The 24,594-nt window shown below is 57.5% G+C and carries 32 protein-coding genes and 1 riboswitch; of the genes, 19 read left to right on the plus strand and 13 right to left on the minus strand.

The window, feature by feature from the left end; translation table 11 throughout:
- The first annotated feature begins 134 nt into the window (after positions 1–134).
- Positions 135–1,325 carry a glycosyltransferase family 87 protein gene (locus BAR1_RS16020; protein ID WP_118943958.1) on the plus strand — a complete coding sequence of 397 codons (1,191 nt, stop codon included), beginning with the start codon at positions 135–137 and terminating at the stop codon, positions 1,323–1,325.
- Here the strand turns inward: BAR1_RS16020 and BAR1_RS16025 are convergent.
- A complete protein-coding gene (locus BAR1_RS16025; protein WP_118943959.1) occupies positions 1,322–1,702 on the minus strand; it encodes a histidine triad nucleotide-binding protein in 381 nt (126 codons plus the stop codon). The genes BAR1_RS16020 and BAR1_RS16025 overlap by 4 nt on opposite strands.
- A gap of 10 nt (positions 1,703–1,712) precedes the next feature.
- A complete protein-coding gene (locus BAR1_RS16030; RefSeq protein ID WP_118943960.1) occupies positions 1,713–3,290 on the minus strand; it encodes a DUF5928 domain-containing protein in 1,578 nt (525 codons plus the stop codon).
- A 149-nt stretch (positions 3,291–3,439) separates the two neighbouring features.
- Between BAR1_RS16030 and BAR1_RS16035 the strand changes: the two genes are divergently transcribed.
- A complete protein-coding gene (locus BAR1_RS16035; RefSeq protein WP_118943961.1) occupies positions 3,440–4,264 on the plus strand; it encodes a sulfotransferase family protein in 825 nt (274 codons plus the stop codon).
- Here the strand turns inward: BAR1_RS16035 and BAR1_RS16040 are convergent.
- Together BAR1_RS16040 and nth are read right to left on the minus strand one after the other, a co-directional pair.
- Entirely contained in the window at positions 4,261–5,259 is a 999-nt protein-coding gene (locus BAR1_RS16040) for an adenosine kinase (protein WP_118943962.1), read from the minus strand. The genes BAR1_RS16035 and BAR1_RS16040 overlap by 4 nt on opposite strands.
- Positions 5,256–5,900 carry an endonuclease III gene (gene nth, locus BAR1_RS16045; RefSeq protein WP_118943963.1) on the minus strand — a complete coding sequence of 215 codons (645 nt, stop codon included), beginning with the start codon at positions 5,898–5,900 and terminating at the stop codon, positions 5,256–5,258. Before nth ends, BAR1_RS16040 begins: the two co-directional genes overlap by 4 nt.
- A gap of 60 nt (positions 5,901–5,960) precedes the next feature.
- Between nth and BAR1_RS16050 the strand changes: the two genes are divergently transcribed.
- From BAR1_RS16050 to BAR1_RS16060, 3 genes are all read left to right on the plus strand, one after another.
- On the plus strand, positions 5,961–6,809 hold the full coding sequence (locus tag BAR1_RS16050) for a methylated-DNA--[protein]-cysteine S-methyltransferase (RefSeq protein ID WP_228408588.1): 849 nt from the start codon (positions 5,961–5,963) through the stop codon (positions 6,807–6,809).
- Between the two features lie 104 nt (positions 6,810–6,913).
- On the plus strand, positions 6,914–7,570 hold the full coding sequence (locus BAR1_RS16055; RefSeq protein WP_118944527.1) for an OmpA family protein: 657 nt from the start codon (positions 6,914–6,916) through the stop codon (positions 7,568–7,570).
- Between the two features lie 110 nt (positions 7,571–7,680).
- Positions 7,681–8,451: a FadR/GntR family transcriptional regulator gene (locus BAR1_RS16060; RefSeq protein WP_118943965.1), complete on the plus strand. Its 771-nt coding sequence runs from the start codon at positions 7,681–7,683 to the stop codon at positions 8,449–8,451.
- A gap of 46 nt (positions 8,452–8,497) precedes the next feature.
- On the opposite strand, the gene BAR1_RS16065 is transcribed toward BAR1_RS16060, so the two are convergent.
- From BAR1_RS16065 to BAR1_RS16090, 6 genes are all read right to left on the minus strand, one after another.
- A complete protein-coding gene (locus BAR1_RS16065) occupies positions 8,498–9,379 on the minus strand; it encodes a DMT family transporter (RefSeq protein WP_118943966.1) in 882 nt (293 codons plus the stop codon).
- Between the two features lie 82 nt (positions 9,380–9,461).
- Positions 9,462–9,606: riboswitch (FMN riboswitch) on the minus strand.
- Positions 9,607–9,765: 159 nt separating this feature from the next.
- Positions 9,766–10,320, minus strand: coding sequence for a F0F1 ATP synthase subunit B (locus BAR1_RS16070; RefSeq protein WP_118943967.1), 555 nt, complete (start codon positions 10,318–10,320; stop codon positions 9,766–9,768).
- Positions 10,321–10,324: 4 nt separating this feature from the next.
- The gene (locus BAR1_RS16075; protein WP_118943968.1) at positions 10,325–10,870 is read right to left on the minus strand and encodes a F0F1 ATP synthase subunit B'; all 546 of its coding nucleotides are present in this window, start codon (positions 10,868–10,870) and stop codon (positions 10,325–10,327) included.
- A gap of 85 nt (positions 10,871–10,955) precedes the next feature.
- Entirely contained in the window at positions 10,956–11,192 is a 237-nt protein-coding gene (locus BAR1_RS16080; RefSeq protein ID WP_118943969.1) for a F0F1 ATP synthase subunit C, read from the minus strand.
- A 55-nt stretch (positions 11,193–11,247) separates the two neighbouring features.
- A complete protein-coding gene (locus BAR1_RS16085) occupies positions 11,248–11,997 on the minus strand; it encodes a F0F1 ATP synthase subunit A (RefSeq protein ID WP_118943970.1) in 750 nt (249 codons plus the stop codon).
- Position 11,998: 1 nt separating this feature from the next.
- Positions 11,999–12,328, minus strand: coding sequence for an AtpZ/AtpI family protein (locus BAR1_RS16090; RefSeq protein WP_118943971.1), 330 nt, complete (start codon positions 12,326–12,328; stop codon positions 11,999–12,001).
- Between the two features lie 231 nt (positions 12,329–12,559).
- Here BAR1_RS16090 and BAR1_RS16095 point away from each other — a divergent pair, with 231 nt between their 5' ends.
- Positions 12,560–12,883, plus strand: coding sequence for an ArsR/SmtB family transcription factor (locus BAR1_RS16095; protein ID WP_118943972.1), 324 nt, complete (start codon positions 12,560–12,562; stop codon positions 12,881–12,883).
- A gap of 112 nt (positions 12,884–12,995) precedes the next feature.
- On the opposite strand, the gene BAR1_RS16100 is transcribed toward BAR1_RS16095, so the two are convergent.
- From BAR1_RS16100 to BAR1_RS16110, 3 genes are all read right to left on the minus strand, one after another.
- A complete protein-coding gene (locus BAR1_RS16100) occupies positions 12,996–13,880 on the minus strand; it encodes a DMT family transporter (protein WP_118943973.1) in 885 nt (294 codons plus the stop codon).
- Positions 13,877–14,758 (minus strand): LysR family transcriptional regulator, encoded by an 882-nt coding sequence (locus BAR1_RS16105; protein ID WP_118944528.1) that lies wholly within the window; start codon positions 14,756–14,758, stop codon positions 13,877–13,879. Before BAR1_RS16105 ends, BAR1_RS16100 begins: the two co-directional genes overlap by 4 nt.
- 70 nt (positions 14,759–14,828) lie before the next feature.
- Positions 14,829–15,965, minus strand: a complete 1,137-nt coding sequence (locus BAR1_RS16110) for a cytochrome-c peroxidase (RefSeq protein WP_228408590.1) — start codon at positions 15,963–15,965, stop codon at positions 14,829–14,831.
- A 241-nt stretch (positions 15,966–16,206) separates the two neighbouring features.
- On the opposite strand from BAR1_RS16110, the gene ffh reads away from it, so the two are divergent.
- The 13 genes from ffh (at position 16,207) to BAR1_RS16175 (ending at position 24,579) form a co-directional block, all read left to right on the plus strand.
- On the plus strand, positions 16,207–17,703 hold the full coding sequence (gene ffh, locus BAR1_RS16115) for a signal recognition particle protein (protein ID WP_118943974.1): 1,497 nt from the start codon (positions 16,207–16,209) through the stop codon (positions 17,701–17,703).
- Entirely contained in the window at positions 17,700–18,224 is a 525-nt protein-coding gene (locus BAR1_RS16120) for a GNAT family N-acetyltransferase (protein WP_118943975.1), read from the plus strand. The genes ffh and BAR1_RS16120 overlap by 4 nt, the downstream gene beginning before the upstream one ends.
- Positions 18,225–18,275: 51 nt before the next feature.
- The gene (locus tag BAR1_RS16125) at positions 18,276–18,572 is read left to right on the plus strand and encodes a chorismate mutase (protein WP_118943976.1); all 297 of its coding nucleotides are present in this window, start codon (positions 18,276–18,278) and stop codon (positions 18,570–18,572) included.
- Between the two features lie 52 nt (positions 18,573–18,624).
- The gene (gene rpsP / locus BAR1_RS16130) at positions 18,625–19,005 is read left to right on the plus strand and encodes a 30S ribosomal protein S16 (RefSeq protein ID WP_118943977.1); all 381 of its coding nucleotides are present in this window, start codon (positions 18,625–18,627) and stop codon (positions 19,003–19,005) included.
- Positions 19,006–19,025: 20 nt separating this feature from the next.
- Positions 19,026–19,655 carry a 5,6-dimethylbenzimidazole synthase gene (gene bluB, locus BAR1_RS16135; RefSeq protein WP_118943978.1) on the plus strand — a complete coding sequence of 210 codons (630 nt, stop codon included), beginning with the start codon at positions 19,026–19,028 and terminating at the stop codon, positions 19,653–19,655.
- A gap of 3 nt (positions 19,656–19,658) precedes the next feature.
- A complete protein-coding gene (gene rimM, locus BAR1_RS16140) occupies positions 19,659–20,165 on the plus strand; it encodes a ribosome maturation factor RimM (protein WP_118943979.1) in 507 nt (168 codons plus the stop codon).
- A 10-nt stretch (positions 20,166–20,175) separates the two neighbouring features.
- Positions 20,176–21,021 carry a tRNA (guanosine(37)-N1)-methyltransferase TrmD gene (gene trmD / locus BAR1_RS16145; protein WP_118943980.1) on the plus strand — a complete coding sequence of 282 codons (846 nt, stop codon included), beginning with the start codon at positions 20,176–20,178 and terminating at the stop codon, positions 21,019–21,021.
- Between the two features lie 55 nt (positions 21,022–21,076).
- Positions 21,077–21,451, plus strand: a complete 375-nt coding sequence (rplS, locus tag BAR1_RS16150) for a 50S ribosomal protein L19 (protein WP_118943981.1) — start codon at positions 21,077–21,079, stop codon at positions 21,449–21,451.
- 11 nt (positions 21,452–21,462) lie between these two features.
- On the plus strand, positions 21,463–21,684 hold the full coding sequence (gene rpmE, locus BAR1_RS16155; RefSeq protein WP_118943982.1) for a 50S ribosomal protein L31: 222 nt from the start codon (positions 21,463–21,465) through the stop codon (positions 21,682–21,684).
- A 405-nt stretch (positions 21,685–22,089) separates the two neighbouring features.
- Positions 22,090–22,902 (plus strand): division plane positioning ATPase MipZ, encoded by an 813-nt coding sequence (locus BAR1_RS16160; protein WP_118943983.1) that lies wholly within the window; start codon positions 22,090–22,092, stop codon positions 22,900–22,902.
- A 39-nt stretch (positions 22,903–22,941) separates the two neighbouring features.
- Positions 22,942–23,775, plus strand: coding sequence for an SDR family NAD(P)-dependent oxidoreductase (locus BAR1_RS16165; RefSeq protein ID WP_118943984.1), 834 nt, complete (start codon positions 22,942–22,944; stop codon positions 23,773–23,775).
- A 24-nt stretch (positions 23,776–23,799) separates the two neighbouring features.
- Positions 23,800–24,003 carry a twin transmembrane helix small protein gene (locus tag BAR1_RS16170; protein WP_118943985.1) on the plus strand — a complete coding sequence of 68 codons (204 nt, stop codon included), beginning with the start codon at positions 23,800–23,802 and terminating at the stop codon, positions 24,001–24,003.
- A 3-nt stretch (positions 24,004–24,006) separates the two neighbouring features.
- Complete coding sequence (locus BAR1_RS16175) at positions 24,007–24,579, plus strand: cob(I)yrinic acid a,c-diamide adenosyltransferase (RefSeq protein ID WP_118943986.1); 573 nt, start codon at positions 24,007–24,009, stop codon at positions 24,577–24,579.
- Positions 24,580–24,594 lie beyond the last annotated feature (15 nt).

The following is a 24,594-nucleotide window of genomic DNA, read 5'->3' on the forward strand; positions in this document are numbered from 1 at the left end:
TCACGTCTTTTATACTGCCTTGAAGAAATGTAATTGACTTTGCCCAAGCTGTGCAAACTCAGGGCCTTTGAATATCTGGCATCATTGCCAAATTCAGCACCCGTTGCCTTCACAACAGGCCCGCGATAACAGTAGTGAACGCATTCTATTATTCCTGTTACGAAAAGGCGATGATGCCCCGTTCCGAAAACAGCTCGGCTTATTTCAGCAAAACCCTGTTCTGGATCCTTGCTGCGCTGCCGTTTGTATTTGTGATCCTGAAATTCGCCAGATGGGAAACCTATGGCATCTTTGATTTCCACACATTCCATCTGGCAGGGGTGCTGGCCAACAACGGGCAGGCGCAATTGGCGTTTGACTGGGACAGCTTTGTTGCCCAGTTCGCGCCAACCTATGGCACACCGGGCGCCTTTCCGTGGTTTTACCCGCCACTATTGCTGCCCTACAGTCAGGCGCTGGCCCAGTTTCAGGCCCCCGTTGCTTATGTGGTGTTCAACTTTATCGGTTTGGCGGCCTATTACCTGACGGTCCGTTCCCTTTTTCGCGACAAGTTCCGCGAGATCATAATCCTGTCGGCCTTTCCTTTGCTGATCCCCATTGCATTCGGCCACCCCACGGTATTCTTTCTGGTGTTTCTGCTGCTGGGGTATCACCTGTCAAAACGCCATCCTGTTTTGGCGCTGATTGCCCTGACGTTGGTTGCGGCGAAACCCCATGTCGGCGGGGTGATCCTGTTTTTGTATTTCCTCAAAACCCTGCCCAAATCGATACTGCCGTCAATCATTATTGCCGCCGTTGCGATCCTGTCTACCAGCCTGTTTTATGGCAGCGATATATGGTTGCAGTTTCTCTCGCTGCTCAAATCCGCCTCGGACAATCTGTTAGCCATGCAGCTCGAGAACCCGTATAGATCGTCCCTTTTTGTGGCGCTGGCCCCGTTCGGGATTCCGGCCGCAATAAGGTGGATCTTGCATTTCGCCCTGCTGGCGGCACTCTGCGGGCTGGGGACCTATGCGTTTCGGGATGCCAAAGACGACAGGTTCTGGGTGGTCGCCGGACTGGCCGCGTTTTTCACCAGCCCCTACATCGTCTTGTATGATTACACCTTGCTGTTGCTACCGCTGATATTGGTGATCAAACACGCCCGCACGCAGGAAAAATGCCCCTGGGTGGTGGCTGTGTTGTTTATTGAATCCATCCCCATGGTTCTGACGGTGCTGCCACCGGCCTATAAATTCAACTTCCTTGCGGTTTTGCTGTTTACCGTGGCCGTTCTACTGATCAAAATCAGATGCACAGGCCCGTCAGATAGGCCCCGACCCTAAGCGGGTTGCAACATCCGCCCCAAAGGACGGCCACCCAGAATATGCACATGCAGATGCGGCACTTCCTGCACCGCGTCACGCCCCGCATTGGCAATCAGGCGATACCCGTCGCCCCCCTCGCCCGGCTCGATGCCCAACTGTTTGCACACCGCGCCAATCGTGCGGGTGTAATCAATGATCTCGGCATCCGAAGCCTCGGTGGCGAAATGGTCAAAACAGACATAAGGGCCTTTGGGAATAACCAGCACATGATGCGGCGCCTGCTCGCTGATGTCATGAAAGGCCAGCGTGTGTTCGGTTTCCATCACCTTGCCACAGGGAATTTCCCCGCGCAGGATTTTTGCGAATATGTTCTGGTCGTCATAAGCATAGGGCATCGGGCAATCCTTAGTCGGTGAACAGGTGGTTGGTTTCTGCGATCTGTCGCGCCTTATCATCTGTTATGTCAAGGAACCCTGCAATAGGCGGGGTGTTTTCCTCGACGGAATTCCTCTCGCGGATCAGGGAATGATGATCGAACCCCGCCTCGCGGATCTGTTCGCTTTCGTAAACCACGTCCTGACGGATGGTTGGCAACAGATTTTCAACGATTTCATGCGGTGTGTTTTCCCCCGCCAGCCCGACCCGTCTGGCATGGCCGATCAGATAGTCATCGCTGAAATTACACTCGATTTCCAGCAACCTGATATTCGAGCCACCCGCCTGAAAATCCTTCAACAGATCGACGTTGTTGGGGTCCAGACAGATCAGCATCCGGTTGGTGTTGTAATAATCAAACAGCATCCGTGTCAGTGCCCGACGGTGACGGGTGCGTTTGGCCAGCGTTGACTGGATACCCCCCAGATCGGGCAAGGCTGTGGCCTCTTCGTCAAACAGATATTCAAGCACAGGCAAATCCGTAACCTGCCGCACCGTTTCCACCAGCCGCTTGGCGACATGCCATTTCTTGCACAACACGATCAACAGCTCGCGGTCGCGACCGATTGTGCTTTCTGCCTCCCAGAAACGCGGGGCAAAGCGGCGACCCACGCGGCCACGGTTGGTCAGGAATTTATACAGCCGCTGGCCTTCGTTCGATATCTGGAAATCCGTCTTGTCGCTGGCATAAAGATCCCCCAGCTTGCGCTTCAGCTCATGCGCCTCGGGGCTGATTTTACGGGCAAACAGGAAATTCTGGCCCAACAGCAAATCGTAATGGTCGTTATAAAACGTCGCCGGCATGCCGTAATCGGAAAACACCAGAAACGTCAGGGTGCGCGATTTGATCTCGTTTTCAGGCACCAGATGCCGCACAAGCGTCTGGAAAAAGGTTTCATCCGGAATCCATGTGGTGCGGAAAAACCGCATCACATCCTTGCGCTTGCGAATAAAGTCCAGAATCCATTCAACCGTGCGGCGGCGCAGGCACCACCACTGGCTGCCGATCATAATTTGCAAATCGGCGGGAATTTCGCGGGTCAGGCCCAACTTTTGCTGTAATTTGAAAGATCCGTAAAACCGCTTGGGTTGGGTGCGCTCGTTAAAGAAGTGGCGATAGATCAGGCGTTCTTCTTTCCAGCCCGTTTTGATCCAGTCGCTTTCGAAAAAATCGAAACTTTCGATGTAATCCACATCGTCATTGTCCAGAAAACCATGCACATAGCTGGCCGATTTGATCGGCATACAATCCCCCGACAGCATGTAAAAATGCGTCGCCCGCGGAAAGGCATCGACCGCCGCTTCGACCGCGTTCAACGTGGCCTGCACCAGCGACCACGCCCCCCAACCGCATTTGATCCGTTTCCTGGCAAAGGTCACATTGGGATTGTCGCCCAGCGCATCCTTGATCATTTCAAAACTGGCCGGATTCGCACGCGCATCAAAGTGAATCGCCATAAAATCGCCGGCCGCAGTTAACCGTTCGGCCTGCTTTATGATCGCATCCGGGTCTTTGTGACATAAAAGAATAAAGGCAATTTTTGCCATTTGTTGAACCGCAACCCCGAAAAACCGCTTATCGTCTCTAAATAACGCGAATGGGCGTTGAATATACAGCGTTTATTTGCTTTTTTAGGCGCAATTGTCCTTGGGTCACATTATGCGGCGCGGCAAATTATTAAAGGCGAGTGAATATTATGGGTTTTCCCGGAGTCTGGATGACAGAAAGCGAAAGCGTCGTTTATCGTGTCGTCCCCAAATGTGCCTGCTCGACCATCGGGCAAATTATGTATTATTCGGACCACGGGGAATTCTTTGACGGCGATATCCATGACGCCAAAAGCAAAATCCACAAATGGGGGATCGAGGACAGCCAGCCGGTGATCGAGGCAAATGTGACAAACCACAAATCACCCGCCTTTACCTGCGTGCGCAATCCTTACGGGCGCATCCTCAGTTCGTTCTTTGACAAAATCTGCGGTATCCAGCGCAACGGCAAACGCTATCGCGGCAAACTGGTGCCGCTGCTGATCCAGAAATACGGGATCGAAGTGGGGGATCCGGAAACGGGGTTTGAATTTGACCAGATCAAATCATTCCGCCGTTTCCTGCTGTTTGCCCGCGACACCATCCGCTGGCGCCGCCCGATGGACCCCGACATCCACTGGTCGGCCATGGCGGGCCATGTTTCCACCTTCATCATGAACGGCGGGCGGTATGACCATATCTTCCCTGTCGAAACCTTCAACGACGGGATGCAAAAAGTGCTGGATTCCATCGAAACCCGTCACCCTGTCAACCTGACCGAAATTCCGCGGTTTAACGAATCCGAAGGCCACGGCCCCAAACGCGCCCACCCGATCGCCGATTATTTCGACGATCTGTCGCTGCATCTGGTCTATGAAATCTACAAACGCGATTTCAACCTGTTCAAATACGATGTGCATGACCCGAACAACAAAATGCCGACCGGCGAAATCGATCTGGACGAAGTGCACGCAAAGCTGGGACCAAAGGGTTAGGAAATCAGCCCCTTGGCCTTGAACACCTCGGTCAGGTCCGCTTCAGAGCGTGCCCCGATATGGCTGATCACTTCGGATGCCGCGATGCACCCCATGTTGCCGCAAGCCTGCAAATCATGGCCGTTCACCAGCCCCCACAGAAACGCGCCTGCGAACAGATCGCCGGCACCTGTGGCATCCACGATGTCGGTCGGAATGGCCGGTGCGTGCCAGCGCTGTCCGCCGGACAGGATATGCGCCCCCTGATCAGAATCGGTGCAGGCGACAATTTCCACCTCGGCGGCGGCCTGTTGCAATGCCGCGTCGAAATCTTCGGTCTGGTACATCGACAGCATTTCGGCACGGTTGCAGAACAACAGGTCGATATCCGATTTGATCATCTCGCGGAACGCATCGCGGTGGCGCTCGACACAGAACGGATCGGATAGCGTCAAAGACACCTTGCCGCCCGCCGCCTTGCAGGCCTTGTTCGCCTTGGCAAAGGCCTCGTGGCTGTCCGGCCCGTCAAACCGGTATCCTTCCAGATAAATCCATTCCGCCTGGGCCATTTGGGTTTCATCAATATCGGATGGTTCCAGAAATTCGGTCACGCCCAGATAGGTGTTCATCGACCGCTCGCCACAGGGTGACACGATTACAATGCAGCGACCCGTTTCCTGTGCAGCGTCCTTGGCCGCAAATGTGGTTTCATAAGCCACCCCTTGCGAGCGCAGATCATGGGCGAAAATCGCCCCCAGCTGATCATCCTTGACCTTGCCGACATAGGCCGTGCGCGCACCCAGATGGGCGGCACCGGCAATGGTGTTGGCAGCCGAGCCACCGGAAATCTCGGTCGCGGGGCCGATCTTGCCATAGAGTTCCACCGCGCGGTCCATGTCGATCAACTGCATGATCCCTTTTTCGATGCCATTGTCGGACAGAAAACTGTCCTCGGCATGGGCAAGCACATCCACCATCGCGTTACCGATGCCGACAATCTGGTATTTCTTGGTCATAGGGTCTTTTCCTCAAAGGGGCAGAGATCACGAATTATACAATTGGCACAGACAGGTTTGCGCGCCTTGCACACATAGCGGCCATGCAGGATCAGCCAGTGATGCGCGTGTAGCTGATACTCGGCGGGGACGTTGTCTTCAATAGCGCGTTCCACCGCATCCACATCTTTTCCGGGCGCAATGCCGGTGCGATTACCAAGCCGGAAAATATGGGTGTCCACCGCCTGCGTTGGCATATGGAACCACATGTTCAAAACCACATTGGCGGTTTTGCGGCCCACGCCCGGCAGGCTGATCAATGCAGCGCGTGAACTGGGCACCTCGCCGTCAAATTCATCGACCAGAAGCTGGCTCATCTTGATGACGTTCTTGGCCTTTTGCCGAAACAGCCCGATGGTTTTGATATGTTCGGTCAGACCATCCAGCCCCAGCGCCAGCATCTTTTGCGGCGTATCCGCAATTTTGAACAAATCGCGCGTGGCCTTGTTCACGCCCGCGTCCGTTGCCTGCGCCGAAAGGGCCACCGCGACGGTCAGCGTATAGGCGTTGGTGTGGTGCAATTCGCCCTTGGGTTCCGGCTCCAACTCATGGAACCGGCGGAACACTTCCTTGATGGTCTGGTATTTCATCTGTTTGGCCATGCCGATGGTATGCCCTCTGTTTAGAAGATGCGCAAGAAACGGATCGACCCGGGCTGCGCAATGCGCCATCTTTGCATCATGGAAAACGATTACCATTACGGCGTGATCAAACGCGCGATTGAAACCATTGATGCCGCCGGCGGGCGCAACCTGTCGCTGGAACAGTTGGCGGGCGAATTACAGATGAGCCCCGCCCATTTCCAGCGTGTCTTTTCCCGCTGGGTCGGCACCTCCCCCAAACGATTGCAACAATACCTGACGCTGGGCTATGCCAAAACCCTGTTGCACGACCATTTCACAACCCTTCAAGCCGCCGATACCGTCGGCCTGTCCGGCAGCAGCCGCTTGCATGATCTGTTCCTGCGCTGGGAGGCCATGAGTCCGGGCGAATTCGCCCGCAGAGGCGACGGGTTGACCATCCGCTATGGCTGGTTCGACAGCCCCTTTGGCGAAGCATTGGTGATGGGCACCGGCAAGGGGCTGTGCGGATTGGCCTTTGCCGCCGAAACAGGGCGCGATGCCGCGATGGCAGATATGCAATCACGCTGGCCCAAGGCCACGTTTATTCTGGATGCGGCCCCGCTGGCAGACTGGGTCAAGGCCGCCTTCGGGCAATCGGGGCAGGCCAACCTGCACCTGATCGGCGCCCCGTTCCAGATCAAGGTCTGGGAAGCCTTGCTGACCATCCCGTCCGGCCACGTCACCACCTATTCCGAAATCGCCAGCTGCGTTGGCGCCCCGCGTGCCGCGCGTGCAGTCGGAACAGCGGTGGGCCGCAATCCTGTCAGTTGGCTGATCCCCTGCCACCGCGCCTTGCGCAAATCCGGTGGTTTGGGCGGGTATCACTGGGGCATACCGGTGAAACGGGCGATGCTTGCATGGGAAGGGATTCGCTCGAATACCGCCTGATTTGGCGGTTTCCGGCCTATTGCGGTGGTTGATATTCGATAACAACGCCCGATATTGTATGTATATCACGTCAAAGAACGGCAATATTGAACGAGGCAGATACCATGAAATTCAAAACACCTGTAATTCTACTGGCTGCAGGCAGCTTTGCCCTGGCCGGCTGTATGGATCCCGGTCCCGAACCGGCAAACGGCAACACACGCGCCCAGAACGGTGCGTTGATTGGCGCTGGTCTGGGTGCCCTGTTGGGCGCCACCCGCGAAAGCGGCAATGACCGCGTTAAAAACGCAGTTGTCGGGGCCGCAATCGGCGCCGGCGTTGGCGCCATCATCGGCAACGAGCTGGACAAACAGGCCGAAGAACTGCGTGGCTCGATGAGCGACGATGTGAAAATCGTAAACGCTGGCGACCGCTTGATCGTGACCATGCCACAGGACATCCTGTTTGACGTGGACAGCACTTATGTGCGCCCCGATCTGCGCAGCGACCTTGGCAAACTGGCCGCAAACCTGCGGAAGTATCCGAACTCCACGGTTGATGTTTTAGGTCACACCGACAACACTGGTGCGGCATCCTATAACCAGAACCTGTCAACCCGCCGCGCCAGAGCGGTTGCATCTGTATTGATCAATTCGGGTGTGGCACAGTCGCGGGTGCGCGCAATCGGTCGAGGCGAGGATGAACCCATCGCAACCAATCTGACGGCAGAAGGGCGCCGCCTGAACCGCCGCGTTGAAATTGTAATCCGACCGGTTCGCTAAACAGCACACCTTGCAAATATCCCAAAGGCCAGACCCTCGCGTCTGGCCTTTTTGTATTGTCCCTGCCATTCAGTGGTCATATGTTTTAACCAGTTTTCAAAGGATACCATATGCCATTTCAACCCGTCCAGTCCGAAAAGCTGTCACAATCCGTGGTGCGCCAGATCGAGCAACTGATCCTGCGCGGCATCCTGCGCCCCGGCGAACGCCTGCCCTCGGAACGCGAGCTAAGCGAAAAAATGGGTGTTTCGCGCCCCTCCCTGCGCGAAGCCGTGGCAGAACTGCAAACCCGCGGCCTGCTGGAAAGCCGTGCGGGCGCAGGTATTTTCGTATCGGACGCTTTGGGCAGCACCTTTCCGCCGGCGCTATCCCGACTGTTCGCCACCCATGACGAAGCGGTATTCGACTACCTCGATTTTCGCCGCGATATGGAGGGGCTGGCAGGCGAGCGCGCCGCGCGCCTTGGGTCGGACACCGACCTACAGGTGATCAACCAGATTTTCCTGAAAATGGAAGCCGCCCACCCCAAACGCAACCCTGCGGAAGAGGCCGCGCTGGACGCCGAATTCCATCTGGCAATTGTCGAGGCCAGCCACAACGTGATCATGCTGCATATGATGCGCTCGATGTTCGATCTGCTGCGCGAAGGGGTGTTCTATAACCGCAAGGTGATGTTCAAACAGCGCACCACCCGCAGCGCCCTGCTGGATCAGCACCGCGCCATCAACGACGCCCTGCTGGCCCGCGATCCGTCCGGCACCCGCGCCGCGATCGAGGCGCATCTGGATTACGTTGGCGCCGCCTTAAGCGATCAGCAAAAGGCCGACCATAACGAAGCCGTCGCGCGCCTGCGCCTGCAACAGGAACAGACGCGCGGGTAGAATGCCTGCGGCGCAGGTATTTAGGGCAAGAAGAAGGGGGGAAAGGTTACCCCCTTGCTTCACGGCCCAGCAAATAGAGCGACGCGCCGACAATCAGGAAGGTGCCGATCCACATTGCGCCTGCCGGCAGGAAGCCGAAGACAGCCCAGCCCAGCAGCACATTGAACGGCAGTTTCACATGGTCGAACGGTTGCAGATAGGCGGCATCGGCGACGCTGTAGGCTTTGACAAGGGTGTAGTTGGCCGCCGCTGTCAGCACCCCTGTTGCCACGATCAGCCACATGGAATCCGTGGTGGTAAGGATAAAGCCGCTTTTCACCGCCAGCACCGCGTTGATCGGGGTTAGCAGGATCAGCAGATACAGGGTCAGCGAGTCAGGCGTTTCCGTGCGGGTCAGAACCTTGGTGACAAGCGATGACATCGCCCAGAGGAACGACGCGCCCACGGGCAGAAGCGCGGCCCAGCCAAAGGCATCCGACCACGGTGACAGTATGATCATGCCCCCGACAAAGCCGACAAATACAGCCGCCCAGCGTTCCATGCCAACGTTTTCGCCCAACATCAGCCGCGCGCCGATGGTGACAAAAAAAGGCGAGGTCATGATCAGCGCAATCGCCTGCCAGATCGGCACATAGGCCAGCCCCGCAACCCACATCTGCACACCGGCCGCCGCCAGCGCCACGCGGAAAATATGCATCGGCCAGCGTTTGGAAAACACGCCCGTGCGCAGGCGCATCACCACCCATGGCAGACTGAACAGCAGGGCAATGGCATATTGCCAGAAAGCGACCGTAGCCGGTGCCTGCCCTTGCTGCATGGTCAGCATCTGCACCAGTGTATTGTCGATAGCAAACAACAGGCCCGCCGCCATCATCCAGACGGCCCCTGTAATGGCCGTGCTACGACCTGTGGTCAGTGTATGAGTCATGGCGTCGTCCCTGTTTTCCTTTTGCGCACAAGACCCAAGGCAAAACAGGACATTTCGGGTGCGCACAGCGGCACAGCCCAAATCCCGCTCTCTTTCATCCGGACTTTAACCGTCGGCTCCGGAGTCTCGCCGGATCTGCTGACCCCTCATTTCAGGAGGGCGCTCGCGGGCTTTCACAGAAGTGATTTACCGCCGGTGGGGAATTTCACCCCGCCCTGAGAACATACTGCCCGATGACGGGCAGCCATATTTTGGTAATTGAAAAAAACAGGCGTGGCAAGTTTTAGAAAACAAAAACCCGACCACAAAGGATCGGGTTTTCAAATTCTGCCGTAGGGTGGGCGGTTCTGTGGCCTTGGCCGCAGGTTCGCCCACCGCTTGTCAATTCAATGCAGCTTGGCAGCCACATCCTTGATGGCGTCCTCGATCAGCGCATTGCCATCCGCTGCTGTCAGCTTCTTGGCAATCACATCTTCCGCCGCTGCCACCGCAACCGCAATCGCTGTGTCGCGGACTTCTTTCACGGCCGAGGCCTGTGCCGAAGTGATCTGCTCGTCCGCAGCCGCCAGACGGCGCGCGATCGAGGCTTTCAGCTCTTCCTTGGCTTGGGTTGCCGCAATCTCGGCTTCGGCCTTGGCGGCCTCGACGATGCGGTCGGCCTGTTCCTGCACTTCTTTTTGCTTGCGCTCGTAAGATGCAAGGATTGTCTGCGCTTCTTCGCGCAGGGCCTTGGCCTCGTCCAGATCCGATTTGATGCCTTCGGCCCGCTTGTCCAGCATCCCGCCAATCAGGCCGGGAACCTTCAGATAGGCCAGCAGCGCCAGAAACAGGACAAAGCCGATGACGACCACAAATTCGGGGTTCTTGAGGCTAAAGAACGGACCTTCAGCGGCAAGAGCCGGCGAAGCGATAAGAACGAGTAGAACTGTAAGTTTTTTCATATCCCTACCCCTTCATCCGTGCAGTAACCGCAGCAGTCACCGATTTGGCATCCGCCTTGATGCCCATGGATGCCACAATCTCTTTTGCGGTATCCGCGGCCACCTTTTTCACGCTTGCAACCGAACCCTTGCGGATTTCGGCAATCGCGGCTTCTGCCTCGGCAGATTTGGCGGCGATTTCGGCGTCGGCCTTGCTGATCGCAATGTCCAGCTCGGCCTGTATTTCGGCCTTGGCTTCGGCAGCAATCTTTTGCGATTCAGCACGCGCATCGGCCAGCGCCTTGTTATAGGCTTTTTCGGCTTCAACAGCCTGTTGCTTCAGCTCTTCGGCTGCTGCAAGATCATTCGTAATCGTCCCTTGGCGTTCGGATAAAACCGAACCGACGCGCGGCAGAACCACCCGCGACAGGACGAGGTAGATCACGACAAGCGTGACCAGCAACCAGAATATCTGGTTGGGAAAAGTGCTGAAGTCCAGCTGCGGCATACCCGCGGCTTCTGCCCCGTGTTCTGCCATCTGGCCAGCGGCTTCTGTAGCTTCTGTTGCCATGTCGTCGTCCTCCTGGGAACCTGTGTTTACATCGGTGCGCCCGCATTAGGGACGCACCGACCGTAAGGATTTGGTTCTCGGGGTTTTAAACAGCAAACATCAGCAGCAGCGCAACGAGGAACGAGAAAATCCCGAAAGCCTCGGCAAATGCGATGCCGATGAAAAGCATGGCTGTCTGGCCGCCAGCGGCCGAAGGGTTGCGCAATGCGCCGGACAGAAAGTTGCCCACGATTGAGCCAACACCGATAGCAGCGCCGCCCATACCGATTGTGGCCAGACCTGCACCGATGAATTTACCCATTTCTACGATATCGCCTTCCATAGTGTATTCTCCTTACGTTGGAATTTGGCTTGTAATTAGTGAATTGTCGGGCTGACTAGTGGCTGGGATGCAGCGCATCCTTTAGATAAACACAAGTCAGAATAGTGAACACATAGGCCTGAATAAAGGCCACCAGCACATCCATGCCGAACATCGCAACGATGCCGACCAGCGCCAGCGGGGCAATCAGGATCGCGCCTGCAAAGGTGGCGAACACCTCGATCACGGCGTGGCCCGCCATGACGTTGCCGGCCAAACGAATGGAGTGGCTGACAGGACGCACGAAATAGGAAATGATCTCGATCACGGCCAACACAGGGCGCAGCGCCAGCGGTGCGCTGGAAACCCAGAACAGGCCCAGAAACTTGATGCCGTGCAGGTAGAAGCCCAGCAATGTGACCGAAACAAACACCAGCAGCGCCAGAACCACGGTAACCGCGATATGCGAGGTGGTCACAAAGCTCATCGGGATCAGGCCCAGAAAGTTCGAGAACACGATAAAGATGAACAGCGTCATAATATAAGGGAAGTATTTCAGTGCCTCTTTACCGGCCACATCCTCGACCATCGAGTGAACAAAACCATAGGCCAGTTCGGCAACCGACTGTGTGCGGCTGGGAACAATCGCGCGCTTGCGTGTGCCCAGAACCAGCAGACCGATGATGGCCAGAACCGCAAGGGCCATCCACAGGGTTACATTCGTGGGTGTATACCAATGGATCGTGTCACCCCCGAACAGAGGTTCCACTGTGAACTGCTCCATCGGATGAAATTGCAGACCTTCGGCTTGTTCTTCAGCTGCCATGTCACTTTCCCTCGTCCATCCCGGCGGATTCCGCCGTGTTTTCTTCCTGTAACTCTTTGGCGGTTTTCAACATCACATTGACGCCCGCCGCAAAGCCTAACAATGTAAACGGCACCAGAAACCACGGCATCGTGCCAAACAGCACATCCAGCCCGTATCCAATGCCGACGCCGATAGCGATACCGACGGTCAGCTCGACGATCATCCGCCACGCATGCTGCGCCTGGGATATCTTCGATTCTTCCTTGGGCTCCGGCTCTTGCGCTTTCCAGGCCGCTTCAATCCGCTGCTCCAGCTCGCTCAGCCGGTTTGGATCAGGTGCGTCAGACATGGCAAAAGGGCCCCCTCGGACAGTTGGGCGGAACCTAGGCAGCAGGGGGGCATGAGTCAAGCGTGAAGGGGTGGGCATCATCAGACGCCAACTATCTGTAATAAAACAGTATTTCCAATACCGCGACAGAACGCCAATACTGAATAATCGCGAATTTACCGGAATCTCCACCAAACCCGTTATTCAACCAAATGGTTGACGATTACCCCGCCTTGCGCATACCCATCAGGCATGAGCACAACTCTGGACACCACCTTTGCCGCCCTCAGCGACCCGACCCGCCGCGCCATCCTTGCGATGCTGCTCGAGGATGACATGGCTGTCACCGATGTGGCCGAACCGTTTGCAATGTCGCTGGCCGCCATTTCCAAACACCTGACCATCCTGACCCGCGCCGGTCTGATCAGTCAGGAAAAACGCGGACGGGTGAAATGGTGCAAACTGGAACCCGACGCCCTGCGCGACGCGACGATCTGGATGCAGGGGTTCGGGCAATTCGAAGCCGTCAATCTGGATGCTTTCGAGCGGTTTCTAGAGGAAGAATTGGGTAGATAAGACAGCTATAAAGATTCTAGGCCTGCGGCGCGGATATTTAAGAAAAGAAGAAAGGACAATTTAATTCAAATTGCGCCCCTTCCAAATGGCCCAAATATCCCCGCCGGAGGCTTTAAAGTTCTTCATCCTTCAACAGCAACCACAGCGCAACGATGGTCATGCCCACCCCGACCAGTACCAGACCGTTCGGCACACCGTTGCCCAGCACGATTTCCCACAGAATCACCCAGCTGGGTGTCAGATAGGTATAGGCCATCACCTTGGCCGACGGCAGGCGCAACACGGCATACTGCAGCAAGACAAAGGTGATCGAACTGGCCGCGATCGAAATATAGGCCAGCGTGATCCACACAATCCCCGGCAAGGCGGCCCAGTCGGTCGCCCACAGATCGTTCCAGCCATAGGCCAGCAGGATAAAGAACCCCGCCACCATCATACCGAAACTGAACACCACCGGCGCTTCGCCGCGGTTCAGTTTGCGCACCAGCGGGGTATAGATGGCATGGGCGACACAGCCCCAGAAATAGATCATCTCCCCTGTACCGATGCGAAACCGCAGCAGCGCCGCCAGATCGGCACGGAAGATCACCCACAGCGCGCCCACCGCCCCGATCGCCAGCGCCAGCGCCATCCGGCGTGTCATGATCTGGCGCAGCAACAAATAGCCGAACCCAGCCGACATCAGCGGGATCAGCGTGAACACCGCCGAGGTGCTGACCGGATCGGCCGTTTTCAGCCCCTCGAACATCAGCACGAAATAGATGGCAAACAGCCCGCCCAGCAGCAGATACCGCCACGGGGCGTCAAAATCGCTGCGTTTGAACCCTGTGGTCAGGGACGCCACCGTGCCAATCACCACCGAGGCAATCAGAAACCGCACCACATTCAGCGCCGCAGGGGAAATTTCATTTGCTGCCATATGGCCCAGACTGAACGATCCGGCCACCAGCACCGAAAACAGCAGCATCGCCAGATGCCCGCGCATTTGGTAGCTCATTCACCGGCCTCGATTGCCATTTCAGCCTTCAGGAATTTCAGAAAGGTCTGCACCTTGGCGGTCCGGTGCAAATCCACATGCGTGACAAGCCACAAAGGCGAGGCCCATTCGGGCCGCGATGGCAACACTTTGACCAACCCTTTGTGGCTGTCGGCCATCCTTTCCGTCATGAACCCCAGCCCCGCGCCCGCCAGAATAGCCTGTTGCAGACTACGGTCATCGGCCACGCGGAACGTCACCTGTTCGGAGGGAATGTTGTCCTTCAGCCACTGGTGATAGGGCGCGCGGGTGTGGGGCTCATCATAGCTGACAAAGCGGTGCGTGCCCAGATCGCCCTCGCCCATGGGCATGCCATTCACCGCGATATAATCCTCGGACCCGTAGAGCGCGATACGTTCGGTTGAAAACTTCTGCACCACATTGTCGGGTTGATCCGGCGGCGAGCCGGCGCGGATCGCCACATGGGCCTCGCCATATTCCAGCCGAAACAGCCGTGATCCGGTCAGGTAGCGCACCGTGACCTCGGGATGTTTGCGCTGGAACCGCACCAGAACCGGCGTCATCACATGCGAGAAACTGGCAAGCGACGTCACCACCAGATCCCCTGTCACCGTATCGCCCTGTCCCTTGATCCGTCCGGCAAGCTGGGCGAATTGATCATCCGTTGCCTGCGCTACCCGCAACAGATCGGCGCCTGCTTCGGTCGGGGTATAACCGCGCGCGTGGCGCTGGAACAGCTTGGTGCCCATCCGGGTTTCCAGTGCATCAATATGCCGGATCACCGTGGCATGATGCACCCCCAGTTCCTGTGCCGCACCACTAACCGTTCCGGCGCGGGCAACGTGATAGGCGGTGCGGATTTCGTCCCAACTGTCCATAATCGACCTCTGCGCATTTTCAAACAACAGGGGCGCAGCTTTGGCCAATCCGTTGAAAATTGCAAGGGCCCTATTCTTGCAGCAAATCCTCGTATCGCGCATCCGTCAGGGTTTCCATAAACGCCACCAGCGCGTCGATTTCATCATTGCTCAGGGCCGGCCCGTGGGTCAGTTCGCGCACCGCCAGTGTCTTGGGCACCTCGGGCCAGCCGAACGGCTTGCCGGTTTCGGGGTTGATCTGCCATTCGGGATCATCGGTGTTGTAGCGGTTGTAAAACAGAACCACCGTGCGCAGATCGTTGAAAATGCCGTTGTGCATATAAGGCCCCGTCACCGCGACATTGCGCAAGGTGGGGGTGCGGAATTTGCCCATCTCGATCACATCGTTCACCTCGGGGTTGCCCAACAGGCCGAAATCGATCTTGCCCACCAGAACCCCGTTCGCCTTGCGCCCCGGCACATTGGTCGGAACCCCCAGATTGAAATATTCATGCGCTGTAAACAATTCGCCCGCACTGGCGGGTTTTTCGTTCCCGAAATGGCACAGGCTGCAATTGGTGCGTTCCTTGTCAAAAAACAGATCCTGCCCCAAGGCCTCTTGCGGGGTCATCACATAGTCCCCCCGAACCGCGCGGTCGTATTTGCTGTCATAAGGGGCGAACAGGTCCGTCCGCTCATAAGCCGCAATCGCCTGTGTCATCGCGTCAAAGGCGGCCTCTACATCGGCCACATCCGCGCCGAAATACGCCTTTAGCGCCGCCACATAATCGGTATTTTCCGCCAGCCGCAAAACCACACTGGCCTTGTCCGGCATCCCCATTTCAATCGGGTTCAGCGGCGGGCCACCGGCCTGCGCCGCCAGATCATGCGCGCGCCCGTCCAGAAACTGCCCGCCCATGTAGAACCCCATGTCGTTCACCTGAAACAAAGGCACCTCGCGCGCATAGGTAATCGTCGGCGCATTGCGATCCCCCAGCGATTCGCCGTCATCGCCCAGCGAAAACGCCAGCCCCGCATCGGTTTGCCGCGTGTCCACATAGGCCTGATCGGGGTTGTGACAACTGGCACAGGATTGCGTGCGGTTCTGCGACAGGTTCACGTCGAAAAACAGCGCCTCGCCCAGTTCTTCAATGCTGTCAAACCCTGCCTGCGCCATGCCCGCGCCCAGAACCCAGAAAACCACAGCCAGTTTCATGAAAACCTCCATCACTTGCCCCCTGATACCAAACCGCCCCGCAACCGCCAGCGGACAAATCCGCCCACGCTTGACTCTGGCGCCTTCCCGCCGTAAATCACCCCTGTATCCGGAAGTCCGTCAAAGCTTCCGGTCCCCGCACACGCGGGGATCGCCCCCCGTCAGCGAGGTTTCGCCCACGGGGGTGATTGGCATTTGGGCGTTCCATCCTGCATGATGGGGCATATGGTTAACGGCGATAGGAGCCTTTAAGATGTTTGAAAATCTATCCGAACGCCTTGGTGGTGTCTTTGACCGGCTGACCAAACAGGGCGCCCTGTCTGACGACGACATCAAAACCGCGCTTCGCGAGGTCCGCGTGGCTTTGCTCGAGGCCGACGTTTCCCTGCCCGTTGCCCGCGATTTCATCAAGGCAATTTCCGACAAGGCCGCAGGTCAGGCCGTTACCAAATCCATCACTCCCGGCCAGCAGGTCGTTAAAATCGTCCATGACGAACTGGTGCATGTGCTGGCCGGCGACAATGACAACGCCGGCGAACTGAAAATTGATAACGCCCCCGCACCGATCCTGATGGTCGGCCTGCAAGGCTCGGGTAAAACCACAACCACCGCCAAACTGGCCAAACGCCTAAAGGAAAAGCAGGGTAAACGCGTGCTGATGGCATCATTGGACGTGCAGCGCCCTGCCGCGCAGGAACAGCTGGCCGTGTTGGGCACGCAAATCGGCGTTGATACCCTGCCGATCGTCAAAGGCCAGTCCGCCGTGGACATCGCCAAACGCGCCAAACAGCAGGCGACGATGGGCGGCTATGACGTCTATATGCTGGACACCGCCGGTCGCCTTCACATCGACGAAGTGTTGATGGACGAAGTGCAATCCGTGCGCGACATCGCCAACCCGCGCGAAACCCTGCTGGTGGTCGATGGCCTGACCGGTCAGGACGCGGTGAACGTGGCCGAGGAATTCGACAGCAAGGTCGGTGTGTCCGGCGTGGTCCTGACCCGTATGGACGGCGACGGCCGCGGCGGTGCGGCCCTGTCCATGCGCGCTGTCACCGGCAAGCCGATCAAATTCGTCGGCCTTGGCGAAAAGATGGACGCGCTCGAGGAATTCCACCCCGAACGTGTGGCGGGCCGGATCCTTGGCATGGGCGACATTGTATCGCTGGTCGAAAAGGCACAGGAAACCATCGAGGCCGAACAGGCCGAACGCATGATGAAGCGGTTCCAGAAGGGTCAGTTCAACATGAACGACCTGAAACAGCAGCTGGAACAGATGCTGAAAATGGGCGGCATGGAAGGTATCATGGGCATGATGCCTGGCATGGGCAAGATGAAGAAACAGGTGGAAGATGCCGGTTTTGACGACAGCATCCTGAAACGCCAGATCGCGCTGATCAATTCGATGACCAAACGCGAACGCGCCAATCCCAAACTGTTGCAGGCCTCGCGCAAGAAACGCATCGCGCGTGGTGCCGGTCTGGAAGTGTCCGAGCTGAACAAGCTGATGAAGATGCACCGCCAGATGGCCGACATGATGAAGAAGATGGGCAAAATGGGCAAAGGCGGGATGCTGAAAAAAGCCATGGGCGGCATGTTTGGCAAAGGCGGTCACGGCATGGCTGGCGAATTGCAGAACATGGACCCAAAGGCAATGGAAGCCGCGGCCAAACAGATGGGCGGCAAACTGCCCGGTCTGGGTGGCGGCTCGCTACCGCCGGGGCTGTCGGGGTTTGGTAAAAAGAAATGACCCTGACCATCCCCACCCTTGAAACCGAACGCCTGATCCTGCGCGGCCCTGTCGCCGAGGATTTCGAGCCGCTGGCCGAATTCTTTGCCGATACCGAACGCTCGGCCGGTTTTGGCGACACGGCCTCGCGCTCCGAGGCATGGCGCTGGTTCGCCAGTTCCATCGGCCACTGGCAATTGCGCGGTTACGGATATTTCACCGTCGTGACCAAAACCGACAACCGGCCCTGTGGCATCGTCGGCATCTGGAACCCCGAAGGCTGGCCCGAACCGGAAATCGGCTGGGTGGTGTTCCGGAATGCCGAAGGCAAGGGTTACGCCTATGAGGCCGCCTTGGCCGTGCGTGAACATGCCTACGGGGAAATGGGCTTCACCACCATGACCAGCAACATCGTGCCCGATAATGTCAGGTCGATCGCGCTGGCCGAACGGCTGGGCTGTGTGCTGGACCGAGTCTATGAAAACGAACAGATGGGCACCACCCGCATGTATCGCCACCCCGCACCGGAGGCGCTGTCATGATTGTACGTTTCACCCCCTCGATTGTACAAAAGGTACAGACCGGAGGCCCCAATGACTGATCCCGTCACCCGCGCCGCGGAACTGCTGAAAGACCACCGCAAGAGCATCGACCGGCTGGATTCGATCCTTGTCTATACGCTGGCCGAACGCTTCAGCCACACGCAGGCCGTGGGCAAACTGAAGGCCGAACATGACCTGCCCGCCTCTGATCCGGCGCGCGAGGCAGCACAGATCGCACGACTCGAGGAACTGGCCGAAAAAGCCGACCTCGACCCGAAATTCGCCAAGAAATTCCTGAACTTCATCATTCAGGAAGTCATCCAACACCACAACAAACACAAAACCTGATGTAGGGCGGGGTTCACCCCGCCACACCACGCCATTTATAGGAGAATATCACATGGCTATGAAAATTCGTCTCGCACGCGGCGGTTCCAAGAAACGTCCTTTTTATCGCATCGTTGCGGCTGACAGCCGGATGCCCCGCGATGGCCGTTACATCGAAAAGCTGGGCACATACAACCCGCTGCTGCCCAAGGATTCCGAAGAGCGCGTGAAAATGGACATGGAGCGCGTGAAATACTGGCTGGGCGAAGGTGCACAGCCGACCGACCGCGTATCGCGTTTTCTGGAAGCTGCCGGCGTTCTGGAAAAGAAAACCCGCAACAACCCCAACAAAGGCAAACCCGGTGACAAAGCCGTTGCCCGCGCCGAGGAAAAGGCCGCAAAAGCTGCTGCTCCTGCTGAAGAAGCCGCGCCCGAGGAAAATGCTGCCGAGTAATCGGCAGTTCAGGTTTACTCATGCCTGATTTTTCCGATCAGTTCCGGCAAGAGTTTACCCAGCTTCTGCGCTGGCGGCGCGATGTGCGCCGCTTTCGCACGGATCCGGTCGAGGGGGCTATTGTTGATCGTTGTTTGTCGACGTTCAATCTGGCCCCCTCGGTCGGTCTGTCCGAACCCTGGCGGATTGTGCGTGTCACCTCGCAACCCGCCCGCGATGCCGCGATTGCCAATTTCGAGGCCGCGAATGCCGATGCCCTGAAGGGCTATTCCGGCGAAAAAGCACAAATATATTCAGGGCTTAAACTAAGCGGGATGCGCGATGCACCCGTTCAGTTCGCCGTGTTCTGCGATGACGAAACCCCCAAAGGGCAGGGCCTTGGCGCTGCCACCATGCCCGAAACCCGCCGCTATTCGGTTGTGGCCGCGATCACCCAGTTCTGGCTGGCCGCCCGCACCGAAGGGCTGGGCGTTGGCTGGGTTTCCATCCTTGACCCCGCCCGCCTGACCCGCGATCTGGACGTGCCTGCGGGCTGGTCGCTGATCGCCTATCTTTGCGTCGGCTGGCCCGAGGAAAACAAGACCACCCCCACCCTGCAACAAGTCGGCTGGGAAACCCGCAGCACGACGCTGGACATACTGGAGCGATAGACGATGCCAACAGACCACATCTGTGTCGGGGCTTTTTCCGGCTCTTACGGTGTCAAAGGCGAGGTGCGCCTGAAAAGTTTCTGCGCCGATCCCGAAGCGATCGCCGCCTACAGCCCCCTGACCACCGAGGACGGCAAGCACAGCTATGCCATCACCATCACCCGCAGCATCAAGGGTGCGCTGGTGGCTCGGGTCGAGGGGATCACGAACAAAGAGATGGCCGACGACCTGAAAGGTATCCGCCTGTTTGCGCGACGCGGTCAACTGCCCGCCCTGCCGGATGACGAATTCTACCACGCCGACCTGATCGGCCTGACCGTTCTGGACACCGGCGGCACGGTTCTGGGCAAGGTCCACGCGGTGCAAAACCACGGTGCCAGCGACCTGCTGGAGATCATGCCAAGCACGGGGGGCAACACCATCCTGCTGCCCTTTACCCGCGAAGTGGTGCCAACCGTTGACCTGACTGCAGGCCGCATCATCGCCGATCCGCCCGAAGGGGCGCTGTAAGGCGCAACACATGTCAAAGCCAACCAAACCCCCGCTGACCAAATCGCACGGTCGCAAAACCATCACCGCCACGCTGCAACCGCGTGATCTGATGGGCGAGGCCCCGCAACTGGCCAACGCCTGGCGGGTCAAGGTGGTCACCCTGTTCCCCGAGGCATTTCCCGGTGTGCTGGGCGCATCCCTGACCGGCAAGGCTCTGCAAGAAGGGCTGTGGCAGTTGGAAACCATTGACCTGCGCCCCTTTGGCGAAGGCAAGCACAAGAACGTCGATGACACCCCATCCGGTGGCGGTGCCGGCATGGTGCTGCGGGCCGATGTGGTGGGCAAGGCGCTGGAAAAGGCGCAACAGGGCACCCCGACCGATCGTGCCAAATGGCCGGTGATTTACCTGTCGCCACGCGGCAAACCCCTGACACAGGCGATGGCACAGCGATTCGCAAAAGCTGACGGAATGACCCTGCTTTGTGGCCGTTTCGAGGGTGTAGACGAGCGCGTGATCGAAGAATTCGCGATAGAAGAGGTTTCTTTGGGCGATTTCGTCCTGACAGGCGGCGAGATTGCAGCACAGGCCTTGATTGATGCCACAGTCCGTCTTATACCGCGCGTCTTGGGGAACCAGGCATCCACCGAAGAGGAATCATTCTCGGACGGGTTGCTGGAACACTCGCAGTATACAAGGCCTGCCGTCTGGAAGGGTCGCGAGGTACCGGAAATTCTTCTGTCCGGCCATCACGCGAAAATAGCCGACTGGCGACAGGAGATGGCCGAAAGGCTGACAAAGAAACGTCGACCTGATCTCTGGCGGGCTTATTGTGAGAAACACGATAGGGACCCGGAAGAAGACCAAGAGCAATAGGGGCGCGCCAACACTTCGCGGGCAAACCGTGAGCATTTATGAAGGAGCGTTTCAGATGAACCTGATCGCAGAACTGGAAGCCGAGCAAATCGCTGCGCTTGGCAAAGACATTCCCGATTTCAAGGCGGGTGATACCATCCGCGTAGGTTACAAGGTAACCGAGGGCACCCGCACCCGTGTGCAGAACTACGAAGGTGTCTGCATCAGCCGCAAAAACGGTTCGGGCATTGCCGGATCGTTCACCGTGCGCAAGATTTCCTTTGGCGAAGGTGTGGAACGTGTGTTCCCGCTGCATTCAACCAACATCGACAGCATCACAGTTGTGCGTCGTGGCCGTGTGCGCCGCGCCAAACTGTACTATCTGCGCAGCCGTCGCGGTAAATCGGCGCGTATCGCCGAAGACACCAACTACAAGCCCAAAAAATCTTAAGGAGTGCGGAGATGAAAAAAGATATTCACCCCGACTACCACACAATCAACGTCAAAATGACCGACGGCACGATTGTAGAAATGAAATCGACCTACGGGACCGAAGGCGAAACAATGTCGCTGGAAATCGACCCGTCGGTTCACCCCGCCTGGACCGGCGGCGGCACCCGTTTGATGGATGCCGGTGGCCGTGTGTCCAAGTTCAAAAAGAAATACGAAGGGCTTGGCTTCTAGGCCATATCCCCCTTTCGGATTTGAAAACGCCGCACTGGAAAACAGGGCGGCGTTTTTCGTTTGAGTAGGCCAGAATTCACCACCCGTTGGGTGTGCACACAATGCCATCCGGACCGGTGGTAATAATCCATGCCCCCGGACCGCAGGGGCCATCAGTTGGTTCGACCGGTGGTTCCGTCTCGCATCCGGCAAGCATAAATACACTGGAAAGCAACCAAAGAAGTTTCATAATCTACCTCCTGCAATAAACACTGCTGATAATTCCGCCTTTATAACACAGGATGCCAAATACTCGTAATTCGCAGTAATAGAGCCTGATCACGGCTTCCCATAAGCCAAGCCACTGCATATAGTGCCCATAGCGCACTGGGGCGCAGTATTAGCGAATGAACGGGGTGTATTGTTTTGGCGCATATTATTGTTGTGGGGAACGAAAAGGGTGGCTCGGGTAAATCGACCACCTCGATGCATGTGGCAACGGCACTGGTCCGGATGGGCCATAGTGTTGGCGCGCTGGATCTGGATTTGCGGCAACGCACCTTTGGCCGCTATGTCGAAAACCGCCGCACCTATTGCGAAACCCATGATGTCAAACTGCCGATGCCAGATTACCACGACCTGCCGGATGTGGATCGTGCCAAACTGAAGCCGGGCGAAAATGTTTACGACCATCGTCTGTCAGCCGCCGTTGCTACGCTGGAGCCGGACAATGATTTCATTCTGATCGACTGTCCCGGGTCGCACACCCGATTGTCACAGGTGGCCCATTCGCTGGCCGACACATTGATCACCCCGCTGAACGACAGCTTTGTCGATTTCGACCTGCTGGCGCATATGGATCCGGATAGCGGTAAAATCCTCAGCCCTTCTGTCTATTCCGAAATGGTCTGGAACGCGCGGCAATTGCGGGCGCAGGCCGGATTGCCCTCTATTGACTGGGTGGTGGTGCGCAACCGTCTGGCCGCACAGCGGATGCACAACAAGGAAAAGATGGAGCAGGCCCTGAATGCCCTGTCAAAACGTATCGGTTTTCGCATCGCACCGGGGTTTGGCGAGCGGGTCATTTTCCGTGAACTTTTCCCGCGCGGCCTGACCCTGCTGGATTTGCGCGATGTCGGCGTCAAAGGGCAGATGAATATTTCCAATGTCGCCGCCCGTCAGGAGCTGCGCGAACTGATGAAGGCGCTGAATTTGCCGGGGGTTTCGGTGAATTTCTAGGAACTGCGCCAACCCGCATAACAAAAACAAGGCAGGGAAATGAGCGAAAAATCCATTCTGATCACCGGTTGTTCTTCGGGCATCGGCTATGACGCGGCGCATACGTTGCACAAACGCGGCTGGCGGGTGTTTGCGACCTGCCGTCAGGAATCCGATTGCGAACGCCTGCGCGGTGAAGGGCTGGAAAGTTTCGCTCTGGATTATGCCGACGAGACGTCGGTCAAAGCCGCCGTCACCGAAACCCTGTCGCGCACCGGCGGCACGCTGGACGCGCTATATAACAACGGCGCCTATGCCATTCCCGGTGCCCTCGAGGATCTGCCCCGTGACGCCCTGCGCGCAATCTACGAGGTTAATTTGTTTGGCTATCATGACCTGACCCGTCAGATAATTCCGGTGATGCGGGCGCAGGGGCACGGGCGGATAATCAACTGTTCCTCGGTTCTGGGGCTGGCCGCTTTGCGGTTTCGCGGAGCCTATGTTTCAACCAAATTCGCGCTGGAGGGGCTGACCGATGTGCTGCGTCTGGAAATGCACAGCCAGCCGATTGACGTGATCCTGATCGAACCCGGTCCGATCACCAGTAAAATCCGCGTCAACGCCCAACCGCATTTTGAAAAATGGATCGACTGGGAAAATTCCGCCCTGCGCAAACTGTACGAGTTCGGTCTGCGTCCGCGCCTGTATGACACCAGCGGCGAACCTGACAAATTCGAACTGCCAGCTTCGGCGGTCACGAAAAAGCTGATCCATGCGCTGGAATCAAAGCGACCAAAACCGCGTTACTATGTTACGGTCCCCACATACCTTTCCGGTTTCTTTCGCCGCATCCTGTCGACCCGCGCCTTTGACTGGATCCTGCTAAAGGGCTAAACCGGCAACATAAGGAAACGCGACATGCTTCAAGACCCCCTATTTCTGACCCTTGCCGCTGCCTGTCTGGTGGTGGTGGTTATCCTGATGCTGGGCATCGGCGGCTTTGCCAAGGGTGGTGAATTCAACCGCAATCACGCCAACCGGCTGATGCGGTTCCGCATCTATGCACAGGCCATTGCCGTGGTGCTGCTGTTGCTGTTTCTCTATATCCGTAGCAAAGGCTAGATCATGGTCGTTCTGAACAAGATTTACACCAAAACCGGCGATAGCGGCGAAACCGCGTTGGGGGATGGCACCCGCGTGCCCAAAACCTCGCCGCGCGTTGCGGCCTATGGCACTGTGGACGAGGTAAACGCCACCGTCGGCCTTGCCCGTCTGCACGCCAACGGCGACATGCACGATATGCTGGCGCTGATCCAGAACGATCTGTTCGATCTGGGGGCCGATCTGTGCCGCCCTGAAATGGACAAAGACAAAGACGCCGAATACCCGCCCCTGCGGCTGGCCACCTCGCAAGTCGAGCGGCTGGAAGGCGAGATCGACGCGATGAACGCCAACCTTGCCACGCTTCGGTCCTTTATCCTGCCCGGCGGCAGTCCGCTGGCCGCGCATCTGCATCTGTGCCGCACGGTTTCACGCCGCGCCGAGCGGTTGGCTGTGGAACTGGCGGCCAGCGAATCTGTCAATCCGGCGGCGGTGAAATACCTGAACCGTTTGTCCGACTGGTTCTTTGTGGCCAGCCGTGTTGCCAATGAAAATGGCGCAAAAGATGTGCTATGGGTGCCCGGCGCCAACCGTTAAACCCCCGAAAACCGC

The organism is Profundibacter amoris (genome assembly GCF_003544895.1).
GTDB lineage: Bacteria > Pseudomonadota > Alphaproteobacteria > Rhodobacterales > Rhodobacteraceae > Profundibacter > Profundibacter amoris.

Excerpts from the sequence above, each read along its gene's own strand:
- BAR1_RS16100 (WP_118943973.1), bottom strand. The coding sequence starts at position 13,880 with ATGAGCTACCAAATGCGCGGGCATCTGGCGATGCTGCTGTTTTCGGTG.
- BAR1_RS16080 (WP_118943969.1), bottom strand. The coding sequence starts at position 11,192 with ATGGAAGGCGATATCGTAGAAATGGGTAAATTCATCGGTGCAGGTCTG.
- ffh (WP_118943974.1), top strand. The coding sequence starts at position 16,207 with ATGTTTGAAAATCTATCCGAACGCCTTGGTGGTGTCTTTGACCGGCTG.
- BAR1_RS16075 (WP_118943968.1), bottom strand. The coding sequence starts at position 10,870 with ATGGCAACAGAAGCTACAGAAGCCGCTGGCCAGATGGCAGAACACGGG.
- BAR1_RS16120 (WP_118943975.1), top strand. The coding sequence starts at position 17,700 with ATGACCCTGACCATCCCCACCCTTGAAACCGAACGCCTGATCCTGCGC.
- nth (WP_118943963.1), bottom strand. The coding sequence starts at position 5,900 with ATGGCCAAACAGATGAAATACCAGACCATCAAGGAAGTGTTCCGCCGG.
- BAR1_RS16085 (WP_118943970.1), bottom strand. The coding sequence starts at position 11,997 with ATGGCAGCTGAAGAACAAGCCGAAGGTCTGCAATTTCATCCGATGGAG.
- rpsP (WP_118943977.1), top strand. The coding sequence starts at position 18,625 with ATGGCTATGAAAATTCGTCTCGCACGCGGCGGTTCCAAGAAACGTCCT.
- BAR1_RS16165 (WP_118943984.1), top strand. The coding sequence starts at position 22,942 with ATGAGCGAAAAATCCATTCTGATCACCGGTTGTTCTTCGGGCATCGGC.
- trmD (WP_118943980.1), top strand. The coding sequence starts at position 20,176 with ATGTCAAAGCCAACCAAACCCCCGCTGACCAAATCGCACGGTCGCAAA.
- BAR1_RS16105 (WP_118944528.1), bottom strand. The coding sequence starts at position 14,758 with ATGGACAGTTGGGACGAAATCCGCACCGCCTATCACGTTGCCCGCGCC.
- BAR1_RS16175 (WP_118943986.1), top strand. The coding sequence starts at position 24,007 with ATGGTCGTTCTGAACAAGATTTACACCAAAACCGGCGATAGCGGCGAA.
- BAR1_RS16170 (WP_118943985.1), top strand. The coding sequence starts at position 23,800 with ATGCTTCAAGACCCCCTATTTCTGACCCTTGCCGCTGCCTGTCTGGTG.
- BAR1_RS16090 (WP_118943971.1), bottom strand. The coding sequence starts at position 12,328 with ATGTCTGACGCACCTGATCCAAACCGGCTGAGCGAGCTGGAGCAGCGG.
- BAR1_RS16050 (WP_228408588.1), top strand. The coding sequence starts at position 5,961 with ATGCGCCATCTTTGCATCATGGAAAACGATTACCATTACGGCGTGATC.
- BAR1_RS16030 (WP_118943960.1), bottom strand. The coding sequence starts at position 3,290 with ATGGCAAAAATTGCCTTTATTCTTTTATGTCACAAAGACCCGGATGCG.
- bluB (WP_118943978.1), top strand. The coding sequence starts at position 19,026 with ATGCCTGATTTTTCCGATCAGTTCCGGCAAGAGTTTACCCAGCTTCTG.
- rplS (WP_118943981.1), top strand. The coding sequence starts at position 21,077 with ATGAACCTGATCGCAGAACTGGAAGCCGAGCAAATCGCTGCGCTTGGC.
- BAR1_RS16060 (WP_118943965.1), top strand. The coding sequence starts at position 7,681 with ATGCCATTTCAACCCGTCCAGTCCGAAAAGCTGTCACAATCCGTGGTG.
- BAR1_RS16070 (WP_118943967.1), bottom strand. The coding sequence starts at position 10,320 with ATGAAAAAACTTACAGTTCTACTCGTTCTTATCGCTTCGCCGGCTCTT.
- BAR1_RS16095 (WP_118943972.1), top strand. The coding sequence starts at position 12,560 with ATGAGCACAACTCTGGACACCACCTTTGCCGCCCTCAGCGACCCGACC.
- BAR1_RS16065 (WP_118943966.1), bottom strand. The coding sequence starts at position 9,379 with ATGACTCATACACTGACCACAGGTCGTAGCACGGCCATTACAGGGGCC.
- BAR1_RS16055 (WP_118944527.1), top strand. The coding sequence starts at position 6,914 with ATGAAATTCAAAACACCTGTAATTCTACTGGCTGCAGGCAGCTTTGCC.
- rimM (WP_118943979.1), top strand. The coding sequence starts at position 19,659 with ATGCCAACAGACCACATCTGTGTCGGGGCTTTTTCCGGCTCTTACGGT.
- BAR1_RS16110 (WP_228408590.1), bottom strand. The coding sequence starts at position 15,965 with ATGGAGGTTTTCATGAAACTGGCTGTGGTTTTCTGGGTTCTGGGCGCG.
- BAR1_RS16025 (WP_118943959.1), bottom strand. The coding sequence starts at position 1,702 with ATGCCCTATGCTTATGACGACCAGAACATATTCGCAAAAATCCTGCGC.
- BAR1_RS16040 (WP_118943962.1), bottom strand. The coding sequence starts at position 5,259 with ATGACCAAGAAATACCAGATTGTCGGCATCGGTAACGCGATGGTGGAT.
- BAR1_RS16035 (WP_118943961.1), top strand. The coding sequence starts at position 3,440 with ATGGGTTTTCCCGGAGTCTGGATGACAGAAAGCGAAAGCGTCGTTTAT.
- BAR1_RS16125 (WP_118943976.1), top strand. The coding sequence starts at position 18,276 with ATGACTGATCCCGTCACCCGCGCCGCGGAACTGCTGAAAGACCACCGC.
- rpmE (WP_118943982.1), top strand. The coding sequence starts at position 21,463 with ATGAAAAAAGATATTCACCCCGACTACCACACAATCAACGTCAAAATG.